Source organism: Mycolicibacterium sp. 624, assembly GCF_040548615.1.
GTDB lineage: Bacteria > Actinomycetota > Actinomycetes > Mycobacteriales > Mycobacteriaceae > Mycobacterium.
Genome location: NZ_JBEPRZ010000001.1, coordinates 305,515 through 328,027, shown reverse-complemented (window position 1 = coordinate 328,027; position 22,513 = coordinate 305,515). Strand labels below are relative to the sequence as shown.

Genomic DNA, 22,513 nt, shown 5'->3' with positions numbered 1-22,513 from the left:
ATCTGACGGGTTGCATTGGTTCGTGTTGGCAGAATCCAAGCATGCCGTTGCGGGAAGATCCGCTTGACCGTGCCCACAGCCCGCGTGGTCCAGTTGATCTGTTTACCGATCGAAAGACCGAGAGCCAAGCGTTCTCCGATGCCCTGGCAGAACACTGGCTGCTGATGTACGCGTCTGCGGATGCGGGCACTGCTAGAAACGTGCTCGCCTTCTACGGACTCGGCGGTATCGGAAAGTCAGAGCTATCCAAGCGGCTTGAACGGTGGGTGACCAACGGACTCCCGCCCGACGACCAATGGGGCGCGCCGCCGACGACCTCGGTGGTCGCCACGGCGCGCATCGATTTGCATACGTCGTCCGGAAAGCTTGAGGTCGTCCAAGCCGTCGTTGCCATCCGTCAGGCATTCGCCGCGGTGAAGAAGCGGTGGCCCGCATTCGACGTTGGATTCATGGCGTACTGGTCGGCCACGCACCCAGGTGAGGACCTGCCCGGCACCGGGACCAAGTACCAGGACGTCGCCGATGGGATATCGGACACCATCTGCGACGCGCTAGAGGATCTCGACTTACCGGGAACACCAGTGGGTCTCGGGGTGCGGGGAGTGCGTGCCATAGTGTCCGCCGTTCGCAGGAAGACGCTTCGGAAGGCGGCATTCAAAAGTTCACCGGGTTACGCAGACTTTCTGCAACTACTCGCCGACGAACCCTCGAAGGAGGATCCGAAACCTGAACTCCTCATCGACTTGGCCAGCTACCTTGACTTTGAACTCGCCGCGATGGATGGACCCGACCGCCTGATCGTGGTCTTCATCGATACTTTTGAACGACTCAGTAGCGATCCGCGCAGGACCGGTGAGAGTTTGCTCAACCAGCTCGTCTATGTCATGCCGAACGTGCTGTTCGTGGTCACCGGTCGCAACATGCTCGACTGGTACGACGAACGCGCGACTCGTCTGAAGTATCGGGGACCGCTGCGGTGGCCCGCACTGCAGCCGGGTGCGACCGATGAACCGCGTCAGCATCGAGTCGGGAAGCTGCATCACGACGATCGGATGACGTTTCTCGAGATGGCCTGCAATCAACTCGAGTTGGAGATCAGTGACGAGGTGGTTGCGGGAATCGCCAATGCATCGGGCGGATTGCCGCAGTACCTCCAAATCGCTTGTGACGTGGCTGCGACCATCGTTCACAATGGTCGCGGGCCCGTCACAGTCGACCAGGTGACCGGTTCGTTGGATGAACTGGTCGATCGGGTACTCGACGACATCCCGTCCGACGAACAGCGGGCGCTGCGCGCCGCCGCGATCCTGCCGTACTTTGACGCCGAGATCGTCGCTGCTGCAGCACAAGTTGATGTCGGCTGTGCCCTTCGCGCATTGAGTCGACCAATGATTGACGAGCGTAGCGACGAGCTATTCCCATACTCGATGCACGATGAGATCCGAGCAGCACTCAGGTACGCCGGCCACGGCCTGCCGGGCGGGTGGTCGGGCCACGACTGGAACGCAGCCGCGACACGGGGGCTCCGTCAGATCCGATCCATGTACGACGAGCATATGAACTCGAATCGAGTAGGCGAGGCGGTGGAAACGCTGGGTCTCGCCATCGTCTTGGTATGTGACAACGACGCATCTGTAGATGCATCACCTGAGCCATCTGTGTATGCGGACTGGCTGACCGCAGCGATTGTCCTCGGCCCGTCGATCCGTGCGTTGTACCGGTTGGTACCGATACAGTCCACGACCAGCTACGGGCGTGGGATTCTAGATTTCATCCTCGCGTCGAGTGATGTTCCGACGATCGACGACCGGTGCAGTCTGATGACGGGAGTATTTGAGTCGGAGCATCCGTTGAGTCGGCCGGCAGGCAGACACCGTAGCTACATCCTGCGCAATGCCTATCGTTGGGACGAGGCGTTGGCATCCTTCGACGAACTCATCGAGCGTGCGCCCAGTGATCTTCACAGATATCAACGAGTCATCACGATGCTGGCGGCGCGCCGATTCCGCGATGCCATGGAAGCGGCAACACATCTAACAGAGTCGCACCAGCTGTCGGTCAAAAGATCATGCTCGCTTGCGCATGGGACCTTTGGCGACGAGTGGTTCTCGGCGCAACGATTGAAGCTCAATGAGTTGCGGCAGAAGCGGCGTCACCGTGAAGCCGTTGAACAGCAGAGTATGTACTACCGCTGGCGGGCTCTTCTACGTTGCGATCTGACGATGGAGGACGTCGAGCAGCTGCGCGAACAAGCGGAGATAACGGGACACCGCAGTGCAATCCGAGATGCTTTGGTTGCACATGCGCTGACAGACCCGCATGGTTTCACGCGCGATCCCGATCTGTTGCGTCAACTCGAGGCTATCGACCGAGCGCGCAATGAAGGCAGACTAGGTTTTCGGACCGCGATGACAGCGGCGGCAATGGCATGGTGGCGGTCCGATGAGCGAACGTTGGCCGCATTGCGCGACGAGATAGACCGCACGGCAACAGTCCGAGGTCGATTGTGGATTCCTGCCGAATGCCTGCTCTCCCACGCTGGATTCGCAGTACGGCCGGTCGACGCGCAGTGGCTGGAACCATATACGGACGTGGTCGAGAGGTTCGGCGGGTACTTCGAGACTTGGAGGTCGGTGCAGGCACCGAATGACCCTCGGAGCCGCTGACGAGCACGGCGCGACGCTGGGCGGTCCCGAGTTCAGGCGTCCGCCGGCGCCCTCTCGGCGAGCGTCCGCCGGAGGAACTCGACCTGCGCGGCGACGAAGTCCCGCGTTACCAACGCCTTCGGCGCCAGCCCGTCGAAGCCGTGGAACGCGCCGTCGATCACCTCGACGTCGCAACCGACCCCCGCTTCGTGGAGGCGGTCGGCGTACGCGAGGTCCTCGTCGTGGAACAGATCCAGCGTGCCGACGCCGATCCATGCCGTCGGCAGTCCGCGGAGGTCGTTGCGGCGCGCCGGGACGGCGACCTCCGGATCGGCATCGCCGAGGTAGCAGCTCCAGCCGTACCTGTTCGCCGACTGTGTCCACAGCCGGTGGTGCGGATTGTCGAGGCCGGCGGCGGTGGCCGAGCGGTCATCGAGCATCGGGTACACCAGAAGCTGTGCCGCGACGTCGATCTCACCGCGGTCACGGGCCAGCAGTGCCAGCGCGGCCGCGAGCCCGCCGCCCGCGCTCGCACCGCCGATCGCCACACGCGTGGAGTCGATGGCTGGAAGCCCGGACAGCCAGGCCAGCGCCGAGTAGCAGTCCTCCAGCGGCGCGGGGTACGGGTGCTCGGGGGCCAGGCGATACTCGACCGACGCGACGGTGACGCCGAGTTCGCGCGCGAACCGGCGGCAGAGGACGTCGTCCTGGCTTGCGCTGCCGATGACGTAGCCGCCGCCGTGTATCCACACCAGCCCCGGACCCGGCGCGGTGACACCGGGCGGTCGGTGCAGTCGAACACCGGCCCCGGACGCGAGCGTCAGCACCTCGACGTCGGGACGATGCTTGCGACCGGGGAGCCGTGCCAGGCCGCGCAGTACCGGCAGCGAGTGCGGCGTGATGATCGTGCGTGGGATCAAACGAGCGGCGCGCCGCAGTTCGGGGTGAAAGGCGTTCACCCCGCCGACCCTACTGGCCGGACCCGTGGCCCCTGATCAGAACGGCGGGCTGGAGTCGACCATCGCCAGCAGAGCCTGGTCCTCGTTGAGTTGGCGCTCCTGCGCGATGCGTCGCCTGCGGTCCTCGGCGCGAGTGCTCTGGCGACGGGGCATGGTCAGACCGGTGTTGGCGACCGTGCCCCGCGCGGCGGCGGTGGCGGTCACCGGAGCCGTGGGCGCGCACAGCGATGGGAACAGCAGTTGGCTGCCGGGTCTCGTGGTGTGGATCTGTCCGCTCGGTGCGGTCCAGGTGACGGTGCCGTCAACGTGTTGCCGGTCGTGCCAGCCACCGTCCCCACTCCAGAACGTCTTGAGGAGATGGTGGAAACGGCACAGGCACTTCAGGTTTGACGCACACGTCGGACCGGCCGGGTGGGCGATGGTGTGGTCGAGGTCGCAGCGGTCCGCGGGGTGGGCACAGCCGGGGAAGCGACAGGTCAGGTCGCGGCAGCGGACGAAGTCGGCCAGCTTCTGCGATGGGGTGTAGCCGGGTTCGGGCGGTGCCGCCCCCGGGTGAATGACGCGTTTGATTCTCGCGGTCAGGGCCAGTCGGCGGATTATCGGGCCGGCCAGGGTGGGCCCGCCGAGCATCACCCCGGGTGCGGTGGCCGCGGGTTCGCCGGGGTCGTCGTCGCGCAGGGCCTCGGCCAGGGTGAGCTCACGCACCGGCTTGTCGAAGAGTCGAGGCTGCTGTCCGTCGAGGGCGGCGTCGTGGCGCGCCGCCGCCTCGCTCTGCTCGGTGAGCGTGTCGTCGTGAGTGATGACGAAGACCACGGCGGAACCGCCGGCCCGGGCCAGGGCAGTGGCGTCACAGACATCGCGATCGCCGCACATGCAGGTCAGCCGATCTGCGCCGGTGGCCAGTGCACCGAGGGCGTCAGCGCGACGTTGATCGATCGTGCGGGGATCACCGGCGCACACAGTGGCGGCCAGCGCGTCGAGCCGGTTGTCGAGGGCCTTGGCATCGGGGGCGAACAGCTCGCCCCACAGTGTGGCGAGCCCACCGGCGTCGTCGAGACCGACGTTCACCGACCGACCGCGCGCCCGGTTCTGGGCGCGCCGCACCGCGTGGGGGTCGTGGCGGTCGACGAGCACGTCGATCTCCGCGATCGTCTTGTGCTCTGACATCGGCGGCCAGTCGGTGATCGCATCGGCCAGGTCCGAGTCGACGGAGACTAGGGCGTCGGGGTCCTTGATCAGCGCGGTGCGCCACACGATGGCCGACACCAGCCGGTGCGACACCAGTCCGTCGGCGAACACCGCGGCGACCTTCGGCAGGCGGTCGCGCAGCGCCGTGGCGATCAGCAGCTGATGGGAGGCCGCCCCGGGGGTGATCTGTTGTGCCGCAGCGATCTCGGCGCACACCGCACCCCAGTTGTCCAGGTACCACTGCTCGCGCTCTGCGGACCCCTCAGCGCGATAGCGCGCATCCAGAATGGCGACCATCGCAGCGAACCGCCGGGCGCAGGCCGCCGCCTCCACCCGGGCCCAGGACTCGACCGCGGCGCCGCCCCTGGCGGAGACCGCCCGTGCCATCAGTTGATCGAACATGTGTACGAATCTATGTGGATCCGTCAACCCGCGCCAGGGTTCAACCTGGCATCTGTGGATGAACTCGCGACTGTGGATAACCCGGTCACCGGAACGCGAAAATGTCAGAGCCCCATGCTATTGCGAAACGGCCCGGGTCTAGTCCCGGTCGCGCAGCATCGCCTCGAACGCCACCCGGTCGCCGCGGTAGAGCGAGCGCACCACCTCGATGGGCCGATCCTCGGTGTCCAGTGAACGGCGATGCAGGCGCAGCATCGGCATAGCCGTCGTCGACTCCAGCAGCGCGGCCTCGCGCGGCGTCGCCAGCACCGTCTCGATGCGCTCGACCGCGGAGGCGAACTCGACACCGGTTGCCCGGATGGCGGCGTACAGCGATGTGCCGGGGTCGAAGGTCTCGGTGAAGTCGCCGAACCGGTGCCGCGGCAGATATGTGCTCTCCAGCCCGATGCGCTGTTCGTCTGCCAGCAGCACGCGCTCGAGGTGCATCACGGGATCGCCCTCGCGTACCTCCAGTGCCTCCGCGAGTTCCGCGGTGGGTGTGATGTCCTCCCAGGTGACGAGGATACGGCTGGGTTGTCGGCCCATCTGCAGGGCGCCCTCGGTGTAGGACCTCAGTGAAAGTGGTTGCACCAGTTTCGGAGCCGAGACCACGGTGCCGCGGCCGCGCCGCTCGATCCGCCCCGCGACCAGTAGCTCGTGCAGGGCCTGTCGGACGGTCTCGCGCGCGACGCCGAAGCGCAACGCGAGTTCGCGCTCGGGTGGAAATGAATCGCCTGCGACCAGGCCGTCGAGCACGTCGTCGAGCGCATTCCGAATGGCGTGTGGCTTGCTCATCGTTCCCCCTGTCTCGATTCACGTTGCCGCATAACGCGGTCCGCGATCGTCAGCACGTCGCCGATTGTCGCACCACGCGCCCCGGGGATCTTTGCGGCATCGTCGTAGCGCCGCAGCCGCAGCGCGTCGGGCCACCAGGGGTTCTCCAGCAGCGCGGTGTCGATGTCGGCCCCGCCCTGTGCGTGAAGCGATGCCACCGACGTCGCGGTGAGCGTTGTGCCGTAGGTGGCATCGGTGGCGACCAGGTAGCGCTTGGCGGCGACGTGCGCACCGGCCAGCCACCCGACGCGTGTCCCGAACCGCGGGGTCAGCCACTCCCGGGCGGTCGTGTCGTGCCTGGTGGCCGCCGACGCGTCGAACAGCGGACTGTGTGCCAGGTCGTGCAGTGCGGCGGCCAGGACGAGTTCGTCGTCGGCGCCGTCCGCTATGGCGCGGGCCGCGGACTGAAGCGCATGGTCGAGCTCATCGACTGCCTCCTCATCCCAGACGTCGCGCAATGACGCTAGGAGAGTGGCGGTTTCGTTGATCACCGTCATGGGCCACACAGTACCCCCAATTGGTCTATACCAATTGTTAATCTGGAGTTCCGATCGTGCACACCGTGTGGACGGGTCGCCTTCGTTCTGACGTTGAAAAGTGCCACGAATGCGAGTGACAATCATCGGCGGCGGAATCCTCGGAACCGCCCATGCGCTGGAAGCCGTGCAGCGCGGTCACCACGTCACCCACCTCGAACGCGAGGCCGAGGCGCGCGGTGCGACCGTGCGCAACTTCGGCCTGGTGTGGGTCTCGGGCCGCGCGGAGGGCGAACTCGACGCGACACTGCGTTCGCGTGAGCTGTGGGAGCGAATCGGCGCCGACGTCCCCGGCGTCGGGTTCCGGCCCGCCGGGTCACTAACGCTGCTGCGCACCCCGCGCGAGGTCGCGGTCGCGGAGGAGGCCGCAGCCCGGTCCGACGCGCCCCGACGCGGATTCGAACTCCTCGAACCGGAGCGCGTGCGCCAGCTCAACCCGGCCCTGCGCGGGAAGTTCCTTGCCGGCCTGCACTGTTCACGCGACGCCGCCGTGGAGTCCCGGCAGGCCCTGCCCGCGATCCGCGCCCACCTCGCGGCGACCGGCAGGTACGACTTCCGGCCGGGAACCGAGGCGCGGACGGTCGACGGCCGATCGGTCACGGACGACCGGGGACAGCGGCACGACGGCGATCTGGTCCTGGTGTGCCCGGGTGCGGCCCATGGCGGCCTGACCCGGGAGTTGGCCGGTGACCTCCCGGTGCGCCGCGTCCGCCTGCAGATGATGCAGACCGAATCCCTCGGCGAGCCGCTGACCACCGCGATCGCCGACGGTGACAGCCTGCGCTACTACCCCGGGTTCGCGGGAACCGCACTTGATGCGCTGCGGGACAACGAACCTCAGGATCCCGTGGCAAGTGCGCAACGCATGCAGCTGCTGTGTGTGCAACGCCTGCACGGCGGGCTCACCATCGGTGACACCCACGAGTACGAGGAGCCGTTCGCGTTCGACGTGGCCGAGCCGCCGTACGCCTACCTCGTCGCGCTCGTCGAGGAGTTCCTCGGCCGCCCGCTGCCCGCCGTCCGGCACCGCTGGGCCGGTGTCTACAGCCAGTGCATCGACCCGGACCAGCTGGTGTGCCGCACCGAGTCCTCCGACGGCGTCTGGGTGATCACCGGGCCCGGCGGCCGGGGCATGACGCTGGGGCCGGCCATCGCCGAGCAGACCGCCGACCTGATCAACCTATGAGAGGAAAACCCGTGATGCACCCAGACATTCACGACATTCAACTGGCCGTTATCGATATGGCAGGCACCACCGTCGCCGACGACGGCCTGGTGGTGGCCTCCTTCGAGGCGGCAGCGACGGCGGTGGGCCTGCCCGAGACCGGGCCCGAACGTGACCGTGCGCGGCAGTACGTCATCGACACCATGGGCCAGTCGAAGATCACGGTCTTCCGTGCACTGTTCGGCGCCGAGGATCTCGCTCAGCGCGCCAACGCGGCCTTCGAGGACGCGTATGAGGCCGCTATCGACAATGGCAACGCGAGGGCCATCGACGGTGCGGCCGAGGCGATCACACGGCTGCGCGATGCCGGTATCAAGGTGGCGCTCACCACCGGATTCAGTGGGACGACTCAGGAGAAGCTGCTGGCCGCGCTGGGCTGGCAGTCGCTGGCCGACATCGTGCTGGCACCCGGTGACGGGGTGCGTGGCAGGCCGTACCCGGATCTGATCCTGACCGCGCTGATCCGACTGCAGGTCGATGCGGTCACGCGTGTCGCCGCGCTCGGCGACACCAGCAGCGACGTCGACAGTGCACTACGCGCCGGCTGCGCCGTTGCCGCAGGCACGCTCACCGGTGCCCACACCGAGCCCCAACTGCGCGCCGCGGGCGCCACCCACGTCGTCGGGTCCGTCACCGACTTCGCCGATCTCCTCCTCGCCAACCGCTGAACCCTCGAAAGGCACCCAGTGAAAATGATCAAGCTCAGCAAGGCTCTGGCCGCGGTCTCGGTCATCGCCCTCGCACTGACCGCCTGTGGCGGCACGGGGTCGTCGGGTTCGGGCGACGGCGAGACCCTCACCGTCTACAGCGCCGACGGCCTGGCCACCTGGTATGACTCGCAGTTCAAGAAGTTCACTTCAACTACCGGCATCAACGTCAACATCGTTGAGGCCGGCTCCGGCGAGGTGGTGTCGCGCGTCGAGAAGGAGCAGTCCAACCCCCAGGCCGACCTGCTTGTCACCCTGCCGCCCTTCATTCAGAGGGCCAACGAATCCGGGCTTCTGCAGGCCAGCGGTGTCGACACCAAGGGGATTGCGGCCGACCAGATCGGCCCGGACGGCAACTACGTCCCGATCGTCGACAACGCGCTGAGCTTCATCGCCAACCCAAGCGCCAACCCGCAGCCCGCAACATGGGACGACCTGCTCAAGCCGGAGTTCAAGGGCAAGTTGCAGTACTCGACCCCCGGACAGGCCGGCGACGGCACGGCCGTGCTGGTCTTGCTGCAGCAGCTCATGGGAAGGCCTGCCGCACTGGACTATCTGGGCCGGCTGCAGACCAACAACGTCGGACCGTCCTCATCCACCGGCAAGCTGCAACCCAAGGTGAGCAACGGTGAGCTTCTGGTCGCCAACGGCGACGTGCAGATGAACCTGGGATCCATCAAGGACGACGGCTCCACGTTCAACATCTTCATCCCGGCCACGGCCGACGGTAAGCGAACCACGATCTCGCTGCCCTATGTGGCAGGGGTGACCAAGGGCGCACCGCACGCCGACGGGGCCAAGAAGCTGCTCGCCTTCCTGGTGTCGGAGGACGTGCAGAAGACCGTTGCCCCAGAGGCGCTCGGCATCCCGGTGCTCGAGTCGCTCCTGGCGGAGGCGCAGAAGGACGCCGGACCGAACACCCCGGCGGGGGTCATCAAGGATGTCGATGTCTGGGTGCCGGACTGGAACGCCGTGTTGGCTGACCTCGACGCCGACCTCGCCGCCTACCAGAAGGCCACCGGTAGCTGACGATGACCGAGATCGGGCTTGGCCGGGCCGATACGGCGAGCGCGCAGCGCGCGCAGCACCAGAACGCCGAAACGCAATCCCCGGCAATAACGTTCGATCGCGTCGGCGTGACATACGGCCGGGGCAAGAAGGCGACCAGTGCGTTGATCGACTTCGACCTGCGCGTCGCGGCCGGTGAGACGGTCGCGCTGTTGGGGCCAAGCGGGTCAGGTAAGTCGACCGCACTCAACGCGCTCGCCGGCTTCGTGCGCCCGACATCCGGTTCGGTCCGACTGTCCGGGCGTGACGTCACCAACCTGCCACCGGCCAGCCGCGGCATCGGCGTGGTGCTGCAGTCCTACGCGTTGTTCCCGCACATGCGGGTGGCCGATAACGTCGCGTTCGGGTTGAAAGCCCACCGCGTGCGCCGCGCGGAGGTGGCGGTGCGCGTTGCCGAGGCGCTGGACATGGTCGGCATGAGTTCCTACGGAAAACGGCTTCCGCGTGAGCTTTCCGGCGGTCAGCAACAGCGGGTCGCGATCGCCCGCGCGTTGGCGATCCGGCCCAGGGTGCTGCTTCTCGACGAACCGCTGGCGGCCCTCGACGCCCAGCTGCGGCAGTCGATGCTCGCCGAGCTGCAGCGGCTCAAGGAGGCGCTGCCCGACACCGCGATGCTGTACGTCACGCACGACCAGAGCGAGGCGCTCGCGTTGGCCGACCGGATCGTCGTGATGAACAACGCGCGTTTGATGGACGTCGACACCGCGGAGAACCTGTGGAAGCGGCCGCCAACGAGTTTCACGGCCGCCTTCCTCGGCGGTGCCAACCTGATTCCGTGCACGGTCGGCCGTGTCATCGGCACCTCGGCGCTGGTGACGTTCGCACACAAGACCGTCAACGCCGTGGCCCCCCAGCCCGCGGTCGGCCGCTTCGACTGGACGCCGGAGTCCAAGGCACTCTTGTGTATTCGTCCGCATGCGATCAGGGTCGTGTCGCTCGGCGACCGCGACGCGCTGCGGGCGACGGTCAATGCCGCGGTCTGGCGCGGCGCGACCACGCGTCTGGTGTTGTCGGTGAGCGGTCTCGCTGATCAGCTGATCGACGTCGACGTACCCGGCAACGTCGGCCCGGGCACCCAATTCGAACTCGGTAGTGAGGTCGGAGTGCGGTTCCCCGAGCCGGCAGGCGTCCTGGTGCAGGCCGCGTCATGACGACAACGCTGGAGCTGCCCGCGGCGACGGCGCCGCAGAACCCGCCCCCGCCACGGTCGTTCGCCGCGTGGTGGGTGGTGCCACCGTTGTTGATCGTGGTCGTAGCGGTGGTGTACCCGCTGATCCGGGTGAGCCTGGAATCGCTGTCACCCAGCAGCGCGGGTGGCGGGGCATCCACCTGGGCAGGCGTCCTGACCTCCGAGGTGTTCCGCGACGCCCTGTGGCGCACGGTCTCGATCGCGGCGGCATCGACACTGGGGTGCCTGATCCTGGGCACCTTCCTGGCGATCGTGCTGGCGTTCGTGCCCTTCCCCGGTTCGAATGTCATCGGCCGCCTGATCGATACCGTGCTGGCACTGCCGTCATTCCTCATCACGTTGGCCTTCACGTTTCTCTACGGAACCGCGGGTGCGGTCAACGCGGTGCTCACCGGACTCACCGGCGCGAGTTCACCGGTGCTGAACTTCCTCTACACGCCGGCCGGGGTCATCGCCGCCGAGATCACCTTCTTCACGCCGTTTGTGATCCGTCCCCTGCTGGCCTCGTTCTCGATGCTGCCGCGCGCCCAACTCGACGTGGCGGCCAGCCTCGGCGCCTCACCGTGGCGGGTACTGCGATCGGTGATCATGCCGGAGGCTTGGCCCGCACTGATGGCCGGTGGCAGCCTGGTTCTGTTGTTGACACTCAACGAGTTCGGCATCGTTCTGTTCACCGGAGCCAAGGGCGTGATCACGTTGCCGGTGCTGATCTACACCCGCGGAATCGTCACGTTCGACCTGCCTGGCGCCGCCGTGATCGCCACGGTGCAGATCGCACTGTCCCTGTCGCTCTACATCATCTACCGCGTCGTCTTCGCCCGCGTCATGACGGGCCGGGGCAACGACACGAGAGGGGACACGACACATGCTGCTGTGGACTCCGCGAAGTAGGGCCATCCTGATTGGCGTCTTCGCCGTCGTCGTCCTGGTGGTCTTCGTCGCTCCACTGGTCACCGTGGTGCTCGCCGGGCTGGCGGGATCGTGGACCGGCGCGCTGCCCTCGAATCTCGGATTCACACATGTCGGTGACGCGCTGTCGGGGGAGAACCTGGCCAGCCTCTCGGTGAGTCTGCAGACCGCCTTCGTCGCCGGCGGTGCCGCCCTGGTCCTGGGCACATGGGCGGCACTGGCAGCGCAGGAGGCGCCAATGTGGTTGCGCCGCGTCACCGACGCCGCGTTCCACCTCCCCATCGCGGTGCCGTCGGTGGCCATCGGCCTCGGTCTGCTCATTGCGTTCAACGAGCGGCCCCTGCTGCTCGGTGGTACGCGGTGGATCGTCATCCTGGCGCATGCGGTGCTGGTGTTGGCGTTCGCGTTCAGCGCGGTGTCCGCTGCGCTCGATCGGCTCGACCCGTCCTATCGGCAGGCCGCGGAGTCTCTTGGTGCCGGGCCACTCCGGGTGTTGGTGCGCGTCACCCTGCCGCTGCTGCTGCCCGCACTCGGGGCGGCCGCGGGTCTCGCCGTCGCACTGTCGATGGGAGAACTGGGCGCGACCGTGATGGTCTACCCGGCGACGTGGAAGACGTTGCCGGTCAGCATCTTCGCGTTGACGGACCGAGGCCAGGCCTTCCAGGCCGCGGCGTGCACGACGGTACTGCTGGTGGTCACGTTGCTCGCGCTGGTGCTCCTTGGTCGCATCCGGGGACGCGCCGCGCTGCGCTGAGTCACTACGGCACGGGCGCCGGAGCCGGCGCCGGCTCCGGTGGTGCAGGTGCGGGGAAGGGCAGTGTGATCGGCGCCAGCCCGGGAACCTGAACCACGTTGGGCGGGGGCACTTCCGGTGCGAGTTCGCCGGGGGCCGGGCCCGGCGGCGGACCCAGAGTGGGGCTCTGCGAGGTCGGTGGCGCTGTCGGCGGCTCCGTGGGTGTTGCCGTGGGTGGTGTTGTCGTGGGGGTCGCCGAGGTCGTAGGTGCGGGTGTCGTGGTCGTGGCCGAGGGCACCGGGACCAGCGGCTCCTGATACACCGGTGGCGGCTGCGTCGGAGCCGGTTCAGAGGTCGGAGCCGGTGCAGGGGTGGGTGAGGCCAACGGCGCTGGCGCGTGGATATCGCTCTGCTGGGGCGCCAGGCTGCCGACCAACGGCCGCCACGCCTCACCCGGCTGCGGGGTGACACTGCAGGCGACCTGTCGGCTTCCCGCGGCCCAACTGGCCCGCGAAATGGGGCTGAACTCGAGCGCCAGATGCGATTTCGCGAGCCCGCCCGGTGCCAGATAGGCGTCGGCCAGCCGGGTGCACTCCGCGCGCACGAAGGCGTCCTGGTCGATCTCCGTCGGCGTGCCGACCGGGAATCGCTCGGCCAGGCTCACCGTGCCCGTGACCTGGGCTCCGTGCGGCTGGGCACAGTCCACCGGTAGGTCGGTCGAGCGGTGAGCGGCCAAGTCGGCGCCGAGACAGGTACCCGCAGGCCACACCTTCGACTGGTCGAGATCGGCGACGGCCCCCTTGAACAGAACGGGTTTCCCGCCGACTCCGAGCAACTGCAGCCCGCACAACAGCCGACGGTCGGCCGGCTGCGCTCCCGCGTCGCCCGCCCACAGGACACTGATGGTGAATCTGCTGGCTGGGTCATACCGGGACCCCAGATACTCCTGCACGGCCTGCTGACACGGTTCGGCGAAGTTGTCCATCACCACCGACTTCGCCACCTCGAACACGTGGTCGCCGCTGCACTGCACAAAGGACGGTTTGTCGGGCTCATCCAGGGGCCAACTCAGGCATGCACCCCGTTCGGCGTTACTGAACACCGTGCTCGCGCGGCTGTCCTTGGCCAACGTCTCCCGCGGCGTCGGCGAGGACAGGGACAGATCGAGCACGGCCGCGATCAGCAGGCACACCAGCACCAGCCCCAGCGTGGCGCGCTTGTTCGCCTGGGCGCTTCGCTGCTCACCGTCCGAACCCAAACACTCCGAACGTTTACGCGCGATGGCTGCCAGTGCCGCGTCGAGGTCTGACTCCGCCACCGGCTACGCCCACACCACGAGTGCGCCCGACGGCTCGTCCGGACGGCAGGGGCGGTTGGAAGGCACGGCCTCAGAGCCTGGCACAGCTCGCCGCGGCGCGCTATCCGAGGACGCCGCATCGTTTGCAGGTTGGCGCGTATTCGTTACTTGAGCAGGGGGTCCCGGGGGAGACCCAGAATGCGTTCGGCGATGGTGTTGCGCGTGATCTCCGATGTGCCGCCCGCAATGGTCATGGCCCGGTTCCCGAGGTAACCCATGGTCAGGGACGGTGTCATCCCCACCACCGCAGCGACGCCCGCAAGGTCCATACCGAGTTCGGTCTGGCGCTGGCACTGCTCGGCGAGCAGCAGCTTGGTGACGTTGCCCTCCGGGCCGGGCTCGGCACCCGCGATGGCCCTGGTGACCCGCCGTAGATTGAGCAGTCGCAGGGTGTGGCCCTCCGCCAGTACCTCGCCCGCCCGGCGGACATGTGCGGCCGCGATCTCGGGGGCCACCGAGTCCAACAGCTTGATCAGGTCGTCGGCGTTGAATCCGGTGGGCGCCGACGAGCCGCCGCCGATCGAGATCCGCTCGTTACCCAGGGTGGCGCGGGCGACCAGCCAACCCCGGTTCACGTCACCCACCACATCACCGTCGGGTACGAACACGTCGTCGAGGAAGACCTCGTTGAAGTGTGCGTGACCCGTCATGCCGCGCAACGGGTTCACCGTCACACCCGGTGCGCTCATGTCGATGGCCATCATCGTGACGCCGGCGTGCTTGGACGCCTCGAAGTCGGTGCGAACCGTCGCCAGCCCCCACTGGCACTGCTGGGCCAGACTCGTCCACACCTTCTGGCCGGTGACGCGCCAGCCGCCCTCGACGCGCTTCGCCGCCGTGCGGACGGCCGCCGCGTCCGAGCCCGCACCGGGTTCGGAGAACAACTGGCACCACATGACCTTGCCGCGCAGCACCGGTTCGACCCAGCGTTCGCGCTGATCGTCGTTGCCTGCCTGCGCGATCGTCAGCGTCACCCAGCCCGTGATTCCCATATCAGCGCGCTCGATGTTGGCGAACTCCTCCTCGATCACCAGCTGTTCAAGGACATCGGCGGCGCGGCCCCATGGCTTCGGCCAGTGTGGGACCAGGTATCCGGAGTCCACCAGGTAGTCACGCCGCTGATCGGCGGGCAGTGCGCGCACCGCCGCGACGGCCTCGCGGGCGGCTGCGCGGTGAACCTCGGCCTCGACGGGCAGGGCGAACGAGGCGCCATGGGCCTGACCGCTGCGCTGCCCGGCGACGACGTCGAGGAGTGGGTCGGCGCCATCGCCGATGAGGGCGGCCAGTGTGCGGGCCCGGCGCAGATACATGTGCGCGTCGTGCTCCCAGGTGAAGCCGATACCGCCGTGCAGCTGAATGTTGTACTGCGCGTTGAATATCTGCGTTCGGATGGCGTGTGACGCGGCGACCGCGGCGGCGAACCAGGCGCCGTCGAGGTCCTTCGACCTCGCGGCGTCCCACGTCGCCGCGGTGGTCTGCTCGGCGTTGACGAGCATGTTGGCGGCGTGGTGCTTGACCGCCTGGAAGGTCCCGATGGTGCGGCCGAACTGCTCGCGGACCTTCGCGTACTCGACTGCCATCTCCAAGGTGGCCCAACTGATTCCGACCGCCTCGGCGGACGCCAGAATGCGGAACACGGTTCGTGCGTTGCGCGCGGCGCCCCGCAGAATCCGAGACGCGTCCACGGCGGCGCCGCGCAGCGCCACCGAACCGATGCTGCGCGTGGTGTCCAGCGGCGTCGACGCGGTGACCGTCACGCCGTCGGCATCGGCGTCCACGACCACGATGTCATCACCGGCGAGGATCGCCAGCAGTGCTGCATCCGGCGCGCCAAGCACGGCAGGACACTCGCCCGAGACCAGGAGGTCCGAGTCCACCACGACGGTCCCGGACAGGCCGAGCGCGCCCACGGTGGTGCCGGCGGCCAGGCCCGGAAGCAGTTCGGCGCGAAGCGGGTCGGACCCGCACCGGTCGATCACCACGGCCGCGGCCACCGATGGCAGGAACGGGCCAGGGGACAGTTCGCGGCCCTGGGCCTCCAGGACCACGGCCAGTTCCGCCAGGCTGAAGCCGGACCCGCCGACGTCCTCCGCGATCGCCAGGCCGTGCCAGCCGAGATCGGCAGCCGCCGACCAGAGGTTCGCCGGATGGCTCGGCCCGCCGTCGAGCGTGGCGCGGGCTGCGGCGCGGCTGGCCAGCCTGCTGAGCTGGCCAGACACGGATTCGGCGAGGTCGCGGTGCTCTTCGGTGATGGCTAGCGCTGAGGTGCTCACGGCTTGACCTAACCACCCGAAAGTGCCGACGGAGCATGTGATCCGGGTCACATTCGGGGCGGCCGCGGATTGCCGGTAGACAGCTTCTCGGAGTTGTCGTTTACCGACGAGTAGCCGGGGTACGCTCGCGCCATGACGGCACGACCGGACACCCGGTACCCCGGACCGAGTTGGACGACGCGCGCCCGCTGGCTGATGACCGCGGGCCCCTCCGACTATCTGTTGGCCATGAGTGTGGGTGCCGCGTCGCTGCCCGTGGTCGGTAAGCACCTCGAACCGCTCGGCGGCATGACGGCGATGAGCATCTGGGGCGTGCGGCACGTGCCGGACTTCGTTGCGGCCGCGGCGAAGTCGTGGCTCACGCCGGGTATCGGGGAGGTGCGCAAGCAGGAGCGCGATATGGCCAATTCGGTCGCGCAGACCGCGTTGCGCGGCGTCGTCTCCTCCGACTCGCTCGACGCGCAGTGGCCTGCCCCCGACAAGACGCCGCCGGTGTGGAAGGCCTTGGAGCACCGTCGCAACGTGTACCGGACCTCGGTGCGCTACGGCGACAGCCCGTCGCAGCTGCTGGACGTCTGGCGCAGCGAGGAGCTGCCCGCCCACCCCGCCCCCGTCATGCTGTTCGTTCCCGGCGGCGCCTGGGTGCACGGCAGCAGGATCCTGCAGGGTTATGCGCTGATGTCGCATCTCGCCGAGATGGGCTGGGTGTGTCTGTCCATCGACTACCGTGTCGCGCCGAACAACCCCTGGCCCCAACACATCACCGACGTCAAGACGGCCATCGCCTGGGCTCGCGCCAACGTCGACAAGTTCGGTGGTGACCGCGACTTCGTGACGATCGCCGGGACGTCGGCCGGTGGCCACCTGGCCGCGCTGGCCGGCCTGACGGCCAATGATCCCGAGATGCAGACTGAGCTGCCCGAGGGTTCGGACACGTCGGTGGACGCGGTGATCGGCATCTACGGTCGTTACGACTGGGAGGACCGCTCCACGGTCGAGCGGACCCGCTTCGTGGACTTCCTCGAGCGCGTCGTCGTCAAGCGCAAGATCGACAGGCATCCCGAGATCTTCCGGAAGGCCTCGCCCATCGCGCGGGTGCGCCCGGATGCCCCGCCGTTCCTCGTGGTGCACGGTTCAGGTGACACCGTCATCCCGGTGGAGCAGGCCCGCGACTTCGTCGAGAGGTTGCGCCGCGTGTCGCGTGCCGTCGTCAGCTACGTCGAACTGCCCGGCGCAGGACACGGCTTCGATATGACGGACGGCGCCCGCACGGGGCCGATGGCCACGGCAATCGGCTTGTTCCTCAACCAGGTTCACCGAAACCAGACTGTATTAGGATCCAAGAAGGTCATATAGCTCACGCATGGTCATGTCCCCTCGCGCAAGCTCTCGTAGGTGGAGGTAACGAGGTGAAAAGGCTCAGCGGTTGGGACGCGGTCCTGCTGTACTCCGAGACGCCGACCGTGCACATGCACACCCTCAAGCTCGCGGTGATCGACATCTCCGAGCTCAAGGGCAGGGCGTTCGGGATCGACGAGTTTCGCCAGGTAATCCACGGCAGGCTCTACAAACTCGACCCGTTCCGCTACGAACTGGTCGATATCCCGTTCAAGTTCCATCACCCGATGTGGCGCGAGAACTGCCCGGTTGACCTGGAGTACCACGTCCGGTCCTATCAGGTGGACAGCCCGGGTGGGCGGCGCGAACTCGACGACGCGGTGGGCAAGATCGCCAGCACGCAGCTCGACCGCAGTCGTCCGCTGTGGGAGATGTACCTCATCGAGGGACTGGCGGGCGGCCGCATTGCCGTCCTTGGCAAGATCCACCACGCACTGGCCGATGGGGTGGCGTCGGCCAACCTCCTGGCACGGGGCATGGACCTGCAATCTGGCCCGCAGTCCGATCGCGACTCGTATGCCACCGATCCGGCGCCCGGCGGCGGAGAGCTGGTCCGCACGGCGTTCGCCGACCACATGCGTCAGATCGGGCGGATTCCCGGGGTGATGCGCTACACGGCGCAGGGCATGGGCCGGGTGCGCAAGAGCACGCGCAAGTTGTCGCCCGAGCTGACCCGTCCCTTCACTCCGCCGCCCAACTTCATGAACCACATGGTCGACGGCACAAGGAAGTTCGCCACGGCGACGTTATCGCTGGCCGATGTCAAGGAGACCGCCAAGCACCTGGGCGTCACCATCAACGATATGGTCCTCGCGATCTCGGCGGGTGCGCTGCGCGAGCTGTCACTGAGCCACGACGGTCAGGCCGATCATCCGTTGTTGGCTTCCGTACCAGTGAGTTTCGACTTCTCCCGGGAGCGAATCTCGGGCAACCGCTTCACCGGCGTCATGATGGTGCTGCCCATCCACCTCGAGGATCCACTGGCTCGCGTGCAGGCCGTGCACGATGGCGCGGTGGACGCCAAGGAGGCCAACCACCTGATGGGGCCCGAACTGGTCAGCCGGTGGTCGGCGTACTTACCGCCCGCTCCCGCCGAGGCGTTGTTCCGCTGGCTGGCCAACAAGGACGGCCAGAACAAGGTGCTCAACCTGCCGATCTCGAACGTGCCGGGACCCCGGGAGCCCGGTCGCGTCGGTGGTGCACTGGTCACCGAGATCTATTCGGTGGGCCCGCTGACCACCGGTAGTGGTCTGAACATCACGGTGTGGAGCTACGTCGACCAGCTCAACGTCTCGGTTCTCTCCGATGGCGCCACGCTGTCGGATCCGCATGAACTCACCGATGCGATGATCGACGCCTTCATCGAAATCCGGCGCGCGGCAGGACTTTCCGAGGAGCTGACGGTCATCGAGTCCGCGATGGCCCAGGATCGGACCAGCTAGCCCTCAGTCGTCTCCGACGGTGGCGCGGGTGCGCGCTTGGCCTTCACCCAATCCAGGAAGTGGCCCACAGCGGTCGCGGTGAAGTGGCCGTGCGGTGAGCCGAAGAAGTCGAATGCGTGCTGGGCGTGCGGGATCTCGGCGTACACGACGACCTCGTCGGACTTCTCCTCGAGCGCCTTCGCGAACTCACGCCCCTCCCCGACGGGGATGATCGAGTCATCCTCACCGTGCAGGATGAAGAAGGGCGGGGCGTCCGGTCGGACCTTGGTGATGGGGGAGGCGTCGAGATAGACCTGTCGGTTGTCGGCGAGGCGCATCTTGACGATGAAGCGCTGCAGGATCGAGATGAACTCGGGGCGGCCGGAGCCCTCGCGGGAGAACCAGTCGTAGCGGCCGTAGATCGGCACCGCGGCCACAACAGAGGTGTCGGCGGACTCGAATCCGGGCTGCCACTGCGGCTCATTGGGCGTCAACGCCGCGAGCGCGGTGAGGTGGCCGCCTGCCGAGCCCCCGGTGATGGCCACGAAGTCGGGATCCCCGCCGTACTCGGCGATGTTCTCCTTGACCCACGCCAGCGCCCGCTTGACGTCGACGATGTGGGCGGGCCAGGTGTGGCGCGGGCTGATCCGGTACGCGATCGACACGCAGACCCAGCCCTCCTCGGCCATGTGGCTCAGCATGGGGTACGCCTGCGGGCGCCGCATGCCGATCATCCAGGCCCCACCGGGCACCTGCAGTAGCACCGGCGCCTTACCGTCCAGAGGCAGGTCGGCGCGGTGCCAGATATCGGCCACGTTCTGGCGATGCGGGCCGTAGCGGACGATGTCGGCCTTCTTGACGTACTGGCGGCGACTCCACGACGTGCGAAGGACACCGCCCGGCCGACGGCGACGCTCCCGTTCGGCGATGGCACCGTAGTTCTCGCCAAGCGCTTCGGCCAGGGGATCCTCGAAGTACCTCTGCGATTGCGCGCTGCGGCGGTAGACGTGTGCGAGCAGCCCCCAGGAGACCGCTGTCAGCGCCAGCGCGATCCGCCCGCGCGGTCCCTTGAAGTCGCCTCTGAGTCCACGTCGCACCGCGTCCAGCACGGACGCGCCCGCCACGACCGGGGCGGCCTCGCCAGTGGGCCAGCCCAAGAAGAACACCGGAATCGTGATGTAGCCCTCGCGGCCCAGCGGTCGCACCGCATTGGCGGCGTTGGCCAGCTCTGCCGTCGCCCGCAGCAGGGGATAGGTTCGCCTACGCCTCATCGCCGTCCGTCGAGAGGAGTTCTTGGAGGTCACGTCGAAGGATCTTGCCAGTGCTGCCGCGGGGCAGGACCTCGAGGACGGTGATCGACCGCGGCACCTTGTAGTTCGCGAGGTTCTCCCGGACGTGCGCCTTGAGCGCGTCGCCGGTCGTCGATGCGCCGTCGACAAGCACGACGAACGCCGCGAGACGCTGCCCGTACTGCTCGTCGTCGACGCCGAGCACGAAAGCCTCGGCGACGTCGGAGTGGCCGGCGAGCGTCTTCTCGACCTCGATGGGATAGACGTTCTCCCCACCGGAGACGATCATCTCGTCATCGCGGCCGACCACGAAGAGCCGGCCCACGGCATCGAGATAGCCGACATCGCCGCTGGACATGTAGTCCTGGTGGAAGTCCTTGGTGGCACCGTTCGTGTAGCCGTCGAACTGTGTCGAGTTGCGGACGTAGATCGTGCCGACCTCACCGGTCGGGACCTCGCGCAGATCGCCGTCGAGGATCTTGATGTCGGTGCCCTCGGCAGGCCTGCCCGCGGTGTCCGGATGGGCGCGCAGATCGGCCGGTGTCGCGGTGGCGATCATGCCGGCCTCGGTGGCGTTGTAGTTGTTGTAGATGACGTCGCCGAACTGGTCCATGAAGCTGGTGACCACGTCGGGCCGCATCCGCGAGCCCGATGCCGCGGCGAAGCGCAGGCTCCGTCCGCTGTAGCGGGCGCGCACGGCGGCAGGCAGATCCATGATGCGGTCGAACATGACCGGCACGACGCACAGCCCGGTGGCGCGGTGGGTGTCGACCAGAGCCAGGGTGGCCTCGGGGTCGAACTTGCGGCGCGTGACGATGGTGCACGCCATCGATGCGGCGAACGCCAACTGCGAGAAACCCCACGCGTGAAACATCGGTGCGACGATCACCGTGGTCTCCTCGGCGCGCCACGGGGTGCGGTCGAGGATGGCCTTGAGCGTCTCGGGCCCACCCCCGGAGTGGCTGGCGCCCTTGGGTGTTCCGGTGGTGCCCGACGTCAGCAGGATCGTGCGTGCCTTGGTCTTGGCCGGCTCGGGTTGTGCGCCGAGATGCGACCGGATCAGCCTCTCGACGGTGCGCGCGTGCTTCTCGGTGTCCGTCCAGGCGAGGATGCGCAGTGTGCCGGGCGCGTCGGCGAGGGCCCGGTCGACGGTGGGGGTGAACTCCTCGTCGTAGATGACGACGTCGGCACCCTCACGGGCTATGACCTCGGCCATCGCCGGACCGGCGAACGATGTGTTCAGCAGCAGGATGTCCGCGCCGATGCGGTTGGCGGCGATGAGGGAGTCCACGAAGCCGCGGTGATTGCGCGCCATGATGGCGACGGTCTTCACCTCGACGGGCAGCGTCTGCAGGGCCGCGGCCAACGCGTCAGCGCGCTCGTCCAGCTCGCGCCAGGTCAGCGTGCCGATCTCGTCGATGAGACCGGGGCGATCCGGACACCGCTGGGCGGCCGCCGCGAAACCCGATGTGATGCCCATCTTCTCGCGTGCCATCGCCGCCGCGATCCGGACGTACTTGTCGGGTCGCAGCGGGGCGATGACGCCGGCCCGCACCATTGTCGAGACCAATCCGAGGGGACCAGTGAGCCGCTCCATCAGCCGAGCACCGGCAGCTTGCGTTCCTTGGCGAGCTCGTCCATCGCGGTCTGCATGACGTGCCGGACGTGGGCGTCGACCTCGTCGACGTCGGGGTCCTCGCCGAAGGTGGCGACGATGTCGATGGCGGGCAGCACCTGCGTGACGATCTTGGTCGGCAGAGGCAGATTGACGGGCAGCACGGCGCTCAAGCCGAACGGGAACCCGAACGATATGGGCAGGATCTTCACGCGCAGCAGCTTGTCCAGGCGCAGCGCCTTGGCCATCCACTCACCGCGGGACAGGAAGAACTGCGCCTGCTGACCGCCTATCGACACCGAGGGCACGATCGGCACACCGGCATTGATCGCGGCGCGCACATAACCGGTGCGACCGCCGAAGTCGATCCTGTCCTCCGACAGGGTCGGCCGGTACACGTCGAAGTCGCCACCGGGGAACACGATGACGACGCCGCCCGACCGGAGCGCCTCGTCGGCGTTCTCGTGATTGGCACCGATGAATCCGGTCTTGCGGAAGAAGTCACCGGTGGGTCCGGTGAAGATGATGTCGTGGCTCAGCGTGAAGACGGGGCGGTCGTAGCCGAACCGCTCGTAGAAGCCCGTCGCGAACACCGGCACGTCCATCGCGAACAAACCACCCGAGTGATTGCCCACGACCAGCGCGCCGCCGGCCGGGAAGTCGTCCAGGCCCCGCACCTCGGCACGGTGGTACCCCTTGATCAGCGGGCGGAGCAGGCCCATGACG

The 22,513-nt window shown here is 67.6% G+C and carries 18 protein-coding genes; 9 read left to right on the top strand and 9 right to left on the bottom strand.

The window, feature by feature from the left end; genetic code table 11:
• Nucleotides 1-47: 47 nt before the first annotated feature.
• Entirely contained in the window at nt 48-2,666 is a 2,619-nt protein-coding gene (locus tag ABIA65_RS01410; protein WP_354522372.1) for a hypothetical protein, read from the top strand.
• A gap of 32 nt (nt 2,667-2,698) precedes the next feature.
• Here ABIA65_RS01410 and ABIA65_RS01405 read toward each other — a convergent pair whose 3' ends face one another.
• The 4 genes from ABIA65_RS01405 to ABIA65_RS01390 form a co-directional block, all read right to left on the bottom strand.
• A complete protein-coding gene (locus ABIA65_RS01405) occupies nt 2,699-3,604 on the bottom strand; it encodes an alpha/beta hydrolase (protein WP_241401712.1) in 906 nt (301 codons plus the stop codon).
• A 36-nt stretch (nt 3,605-3,640) separates the two neighbouring features.
• Nucleotides 3,641-5,194, bottom strand: a complete 1,554-nt coding sequence (locus tag ABIA65_RS01400) for an HNH endonuclease signature motif containing protein (protein WP_354522371.1) — start codon at nt 5,192-5,194, stop codon at nt 3,641-3,643.
• A gap of 138 nt (nt 5,195-5,332) precedes the next feature.
• On the bottom strand, nt 5,333-6,028 hold the full coding sequence (locus ABIA65_RS01395; protein ID WP_241401710.1) for a GntR family transcriptional regulator: 696 nt from the start codon (nt 6,026-6,028) through the stop codon (nt 5,333-5,335).
• Nucleotides 6,025-6,564 carry an HD family phosphohydrolase gene (locus tag ABIA65_RS01390; RefSeq protein WP_354522370.1) on the bottom strand — a complete coding sequence of 180 codons (540 nt, stop codon included), beginning with the start codon at nt 6,562-6,564 and terminating at the stop codon, nt 6,025-6,027. The genes ABIA65_RS01395 and ABIA65_RS01390 overlap by 4 nt, the downstream gene beginning before the upstream one ends.
• 109 nt (nt 6,565-6,673) lie before the next feature.
• Between ABIA65_RS01390 and ABIA65_RS01385 the strand changes: the two genes are divergently transcribed.
• From ABIA65_RS01385 to ABIA65_RS01360, 6 genes are read left to right on the top strand one after another with little or no spacing between them, the layout of a single operon-like run.
• Nucleotides 6,674-7,789 carry a TIGR03364 family FAD-dependent oxidoreductase gene (locus ABIA65_RS01385; RefSeq protein ID WP_241401708.1) on the top strand — a complete coding sequence of 372 codons (1,116 nt, stop codon included), beginning with the start codon at nt 6,674-6,676 and terminating at the stop codon, nt 7,787-7,789.
• A 14-nt stretch (nt 7,790-7,803) separates the two neighbouring features.
• A complete protein-coding gene (locus tag ABIA65_RS01380) occupies nt 7,804-8,496 on the top strand; it encodes a phosphonatase-like hydrolase (protein ID WP_354523064.1) in 693 nt (230 codons plus the stop codon).
• Nucleotides 8,497-8,520: 24 nt separating this feature from the next.
• Nucleotides 8,521-9,564, top strand: coding sequence for a 2-aminoethylphosphonate ABC transporter substrate-binding protein (locus ABIA65_RS01375; RefSeq protein WP_354522369.1), 1,044 nt, complete (start codon nt 8,521-8,523; stop codon nt 9,562-9,564).
• 2 nt (nt 9,565-9,566) lie between these two features.
• Nucleotides 9,567-10,754, top strand: a complete 1,188-nt coding sequence (locus tag ABIA65_RS01370; protein WP_354522368.1) for an ABC transporter ATP-binding protein — start codon at nt 9,567-9,569, stop codon at nt 10,752-10,754.
• Complete coding sequence (locus ABIA65_RS01365) at nt 10,751-11,683, top strand: 2-aminoethylphosphonate ABC transporter permease subunit (protein ID WP_354522367.1); 933 nt, start codon at nt 10,751-10,753, stop codon at nt 11,681-11,683. The genes ABIA65_RS01370 and ABIA65_RS01365 overlap by 4 nt, the downstream gene beginning before the upstream one ends.
• Complete coding sequence (locus tag ABIA65_RS01360) at nt 11,658-12,455, top strand: ABC transporter permease (protein WP_241401704.1); 798 nt, start codon at nt 11,658-11,660, stop codon at nt 12,453-12,455. The genes ABIA65_RS01365 and ABIA65_RS01360 overlap by 26 nt, the downstream gene beginning before the upstream one ends.
• Before the next feature lie 4 nt (nt 12,456-12,459).
• On the opposite strand, the gene ABIA65_RS01355 is transcribed toward ABIA65_RS01360, so the two are convergent.
• Together ABIA65_RS01355 and ABIA65_RS01350 are read right to left on the bottom strand one after the other, a co-directional pair.
• Nucleotides 12,460-13,752, bottom strand: a complete 1,293-nt coding sequence (locus ABIA65_RS01355) for a septum formation family protein (protein WP_354522366.1) — start codon at nt 13,750-13,752, stop codon at nt 12,460-12,462.
• A 143-nt stretch (nt 13,753-13,895) separates the two neighbouring features.
• Entirely contained in the window at nt 13,896-16,064 is a 2,169-nt protein-coding gene (locus ABIA65_RS01350) for an acyl-CoA dehydrogenase family protein (RefSeq protein ID WP_241401702.1), read from the bottom strand.
• A gap of 132 nt (nt 16,065-16,196) precedes the next feature.
• Here ABIA65_RS01350 and ABIA65_RS01345 point away from each other — a divergent pair, with 132 nt between their 5' ends.
• Nucleotides 16,197-17,420: an alpha/beta hydrolase gene (locus ABIA65_RS01345; protein WP_241401701.1), complete on the top strand. Its 1,224-nt coding sequence runs from the start codon at nt 16,197-16,199 to the stop codon at nt 17,418-17,420.
• A 53-nt stretch (nt 17,421-17,473) separates the two neighbouring features.
• Nucleotides 17,474-18,904, top strand: coding sequence for a WS/DGAT/MGAT family O-acyltransferase (locus tag ABIA65_RS01340; protein ID WP_354522365.1), 1,431 nt, complete (start codon nt 17,474-17,476; stop codon nt 18,902-18,904).
• On the opposite strand, the gene ABIA65_RS01335 is transcribed toward ABIA65_RS01340, so the two are convergent.
• From ABIA65_RS01335 to ABIA65_RS01325, 3 genes are read right to left on the bottom strand one after another with little or no spacing between them, the layout of a single operon-like run.
• On the bottom strand, nt 18,901-20,154 hold the full coding sequence (locus ABIA65_RS01335) for an alpha/beta hydrolase (RefSeq protein WP_241401699.1): 1,254 nt from the start codon (nt 20,152-20,154) through the stop codon (nt 18,901-18,903). The two genes, ABIA65_RS01340 and ABIA65_RS01335, sit on opposite strands and share 4 nt — an antisense overlap.
• Nucleotides 20,144-21,769: an acyl-CoA ligase FadD12 gene (gene fadD12, locus ABIA65_RS01330; protein WP_354522364.1), complete on the bottom strand. Its 1,626-nt coding sequence runs from the start codon at nt 21,767-21,769 to the stop codon at nt 20,144-20,146. The genes ABIA65_RS01335 and fadD12 overlap by 11 nt, the downstream gene beginning before the upstream one ends.
• The gene (locus tag ABIA65_RS01325; RefSeq protein WP_241405900.1) at nt 21,769-22,509 is read right to left on the bottom strand and encodes a 1-acyl-sn-glycerol-3-phosphate acyltransferase; all 741 of its coding nucleotides are present in this window, start codon (nt 22,507-22,509) and stop codon (nt 21,769-21,771) included. The genes fadD12 and ABIA65_RS01325 overlap by 1 nt, the downstream gene beginning before the upstream one ends.
• Nucleotides 22,510-22,513 lie beyond the last annotated feature (4 nt).

Bases quoted from the DNA above. Each gene is read 5' to 3' on its own strand.
- ABIA65_RS01400 (WP_354522371.1), bottom strand. From the start codon at position 5,194: ATGTTCGATCAACTGATGGCACGGGCGGTCTCCGCCAGGGGCGGCGCC.
- ABIA65_RS01395 (WP_241401710.1), bottom strand. From the start codon at position 6,028: ATGAGCAAGCCACACGCCATTCGGAATGCGCTCGACGACGTGCTCGAC.
- ABIA65_RS01390 (WP_354522370.1), bottom strand. From the start codon at position 6,564: ATGACGGTGATCAACGAAACCGCCACTCTCCTAGCGTCATTGCGCGAC.
- ABIA65_RS01385 (WP_241401708.1), top strand. From the start codon at position 6,674: ATGCGAGTGACAATCATCGGCGGCGGAATCCTCGGAACCGCCCATGCG.
- ABIA65_RS01380 (WP_354523064.1), top strand. From the start codon at position 7,804: ATGCACCCAGACATTCACGACATTCAACTGGCCGTTATCGATATGGCA.
- ABIA65_RS01375 (WP_354522369.1), top strand. From the start codon at position 8,521: ATGATCAAGCTCAGCAAGGCTCTGGCCGCGGTCTCGGTCATCGCCCTC.
- ABIA65_RS01370 (WP_354522368.1), top strand. From the start codon at position 9,567: ATGACCGAGATCGGGCTTGGCCGGGCCGATACGGCGAGCGCGCAGCGC.
- ABIA65_RS01365 (WP_354522367.1), top strand. From the start codon at position 10,751: ATGACGACAACGCTGGAGCTGCCCGCGGCGACGGCGCCGCAGAACCCG.
- ABIA65_RS01360 (WP_241401704.1), top strand. From the start codon at position 11,658: ATGCTGCTGTGGACTCCGCGAAGTAGGGCCATCCTGATTGGCGTCTTC.
- ABIA65_RS01345 (WP_241401701.1), top strand. From the start codon at position 16,197: ATGACGGCACGACCGGACACCCGGTACCCCGGACCGAGTTGGACGACG.
- ABIA65_RS01335 (WP_241401699.1), bottom strand. From the start codon at position 20,154: ATGAGGCGTAGGCGAACCTATCCCCTGCTGCGGGCGACGGCAGAGCTG.
- fadD12 (WP_354522364.1), bottom strand. From the start codon at position 21,769: ATGGAGCGGCTCACTGGTCCCCTCGGATTGGTCTCGACAATGGTGCGG.
- ABIA65_RS01325 (WP_241405900.1), bottom strand. From the start codon at position 22,509: ATGGGCCTGCTCCGCCCGCTGATCAAGGGGTACCACCGTGCCGAGGTG.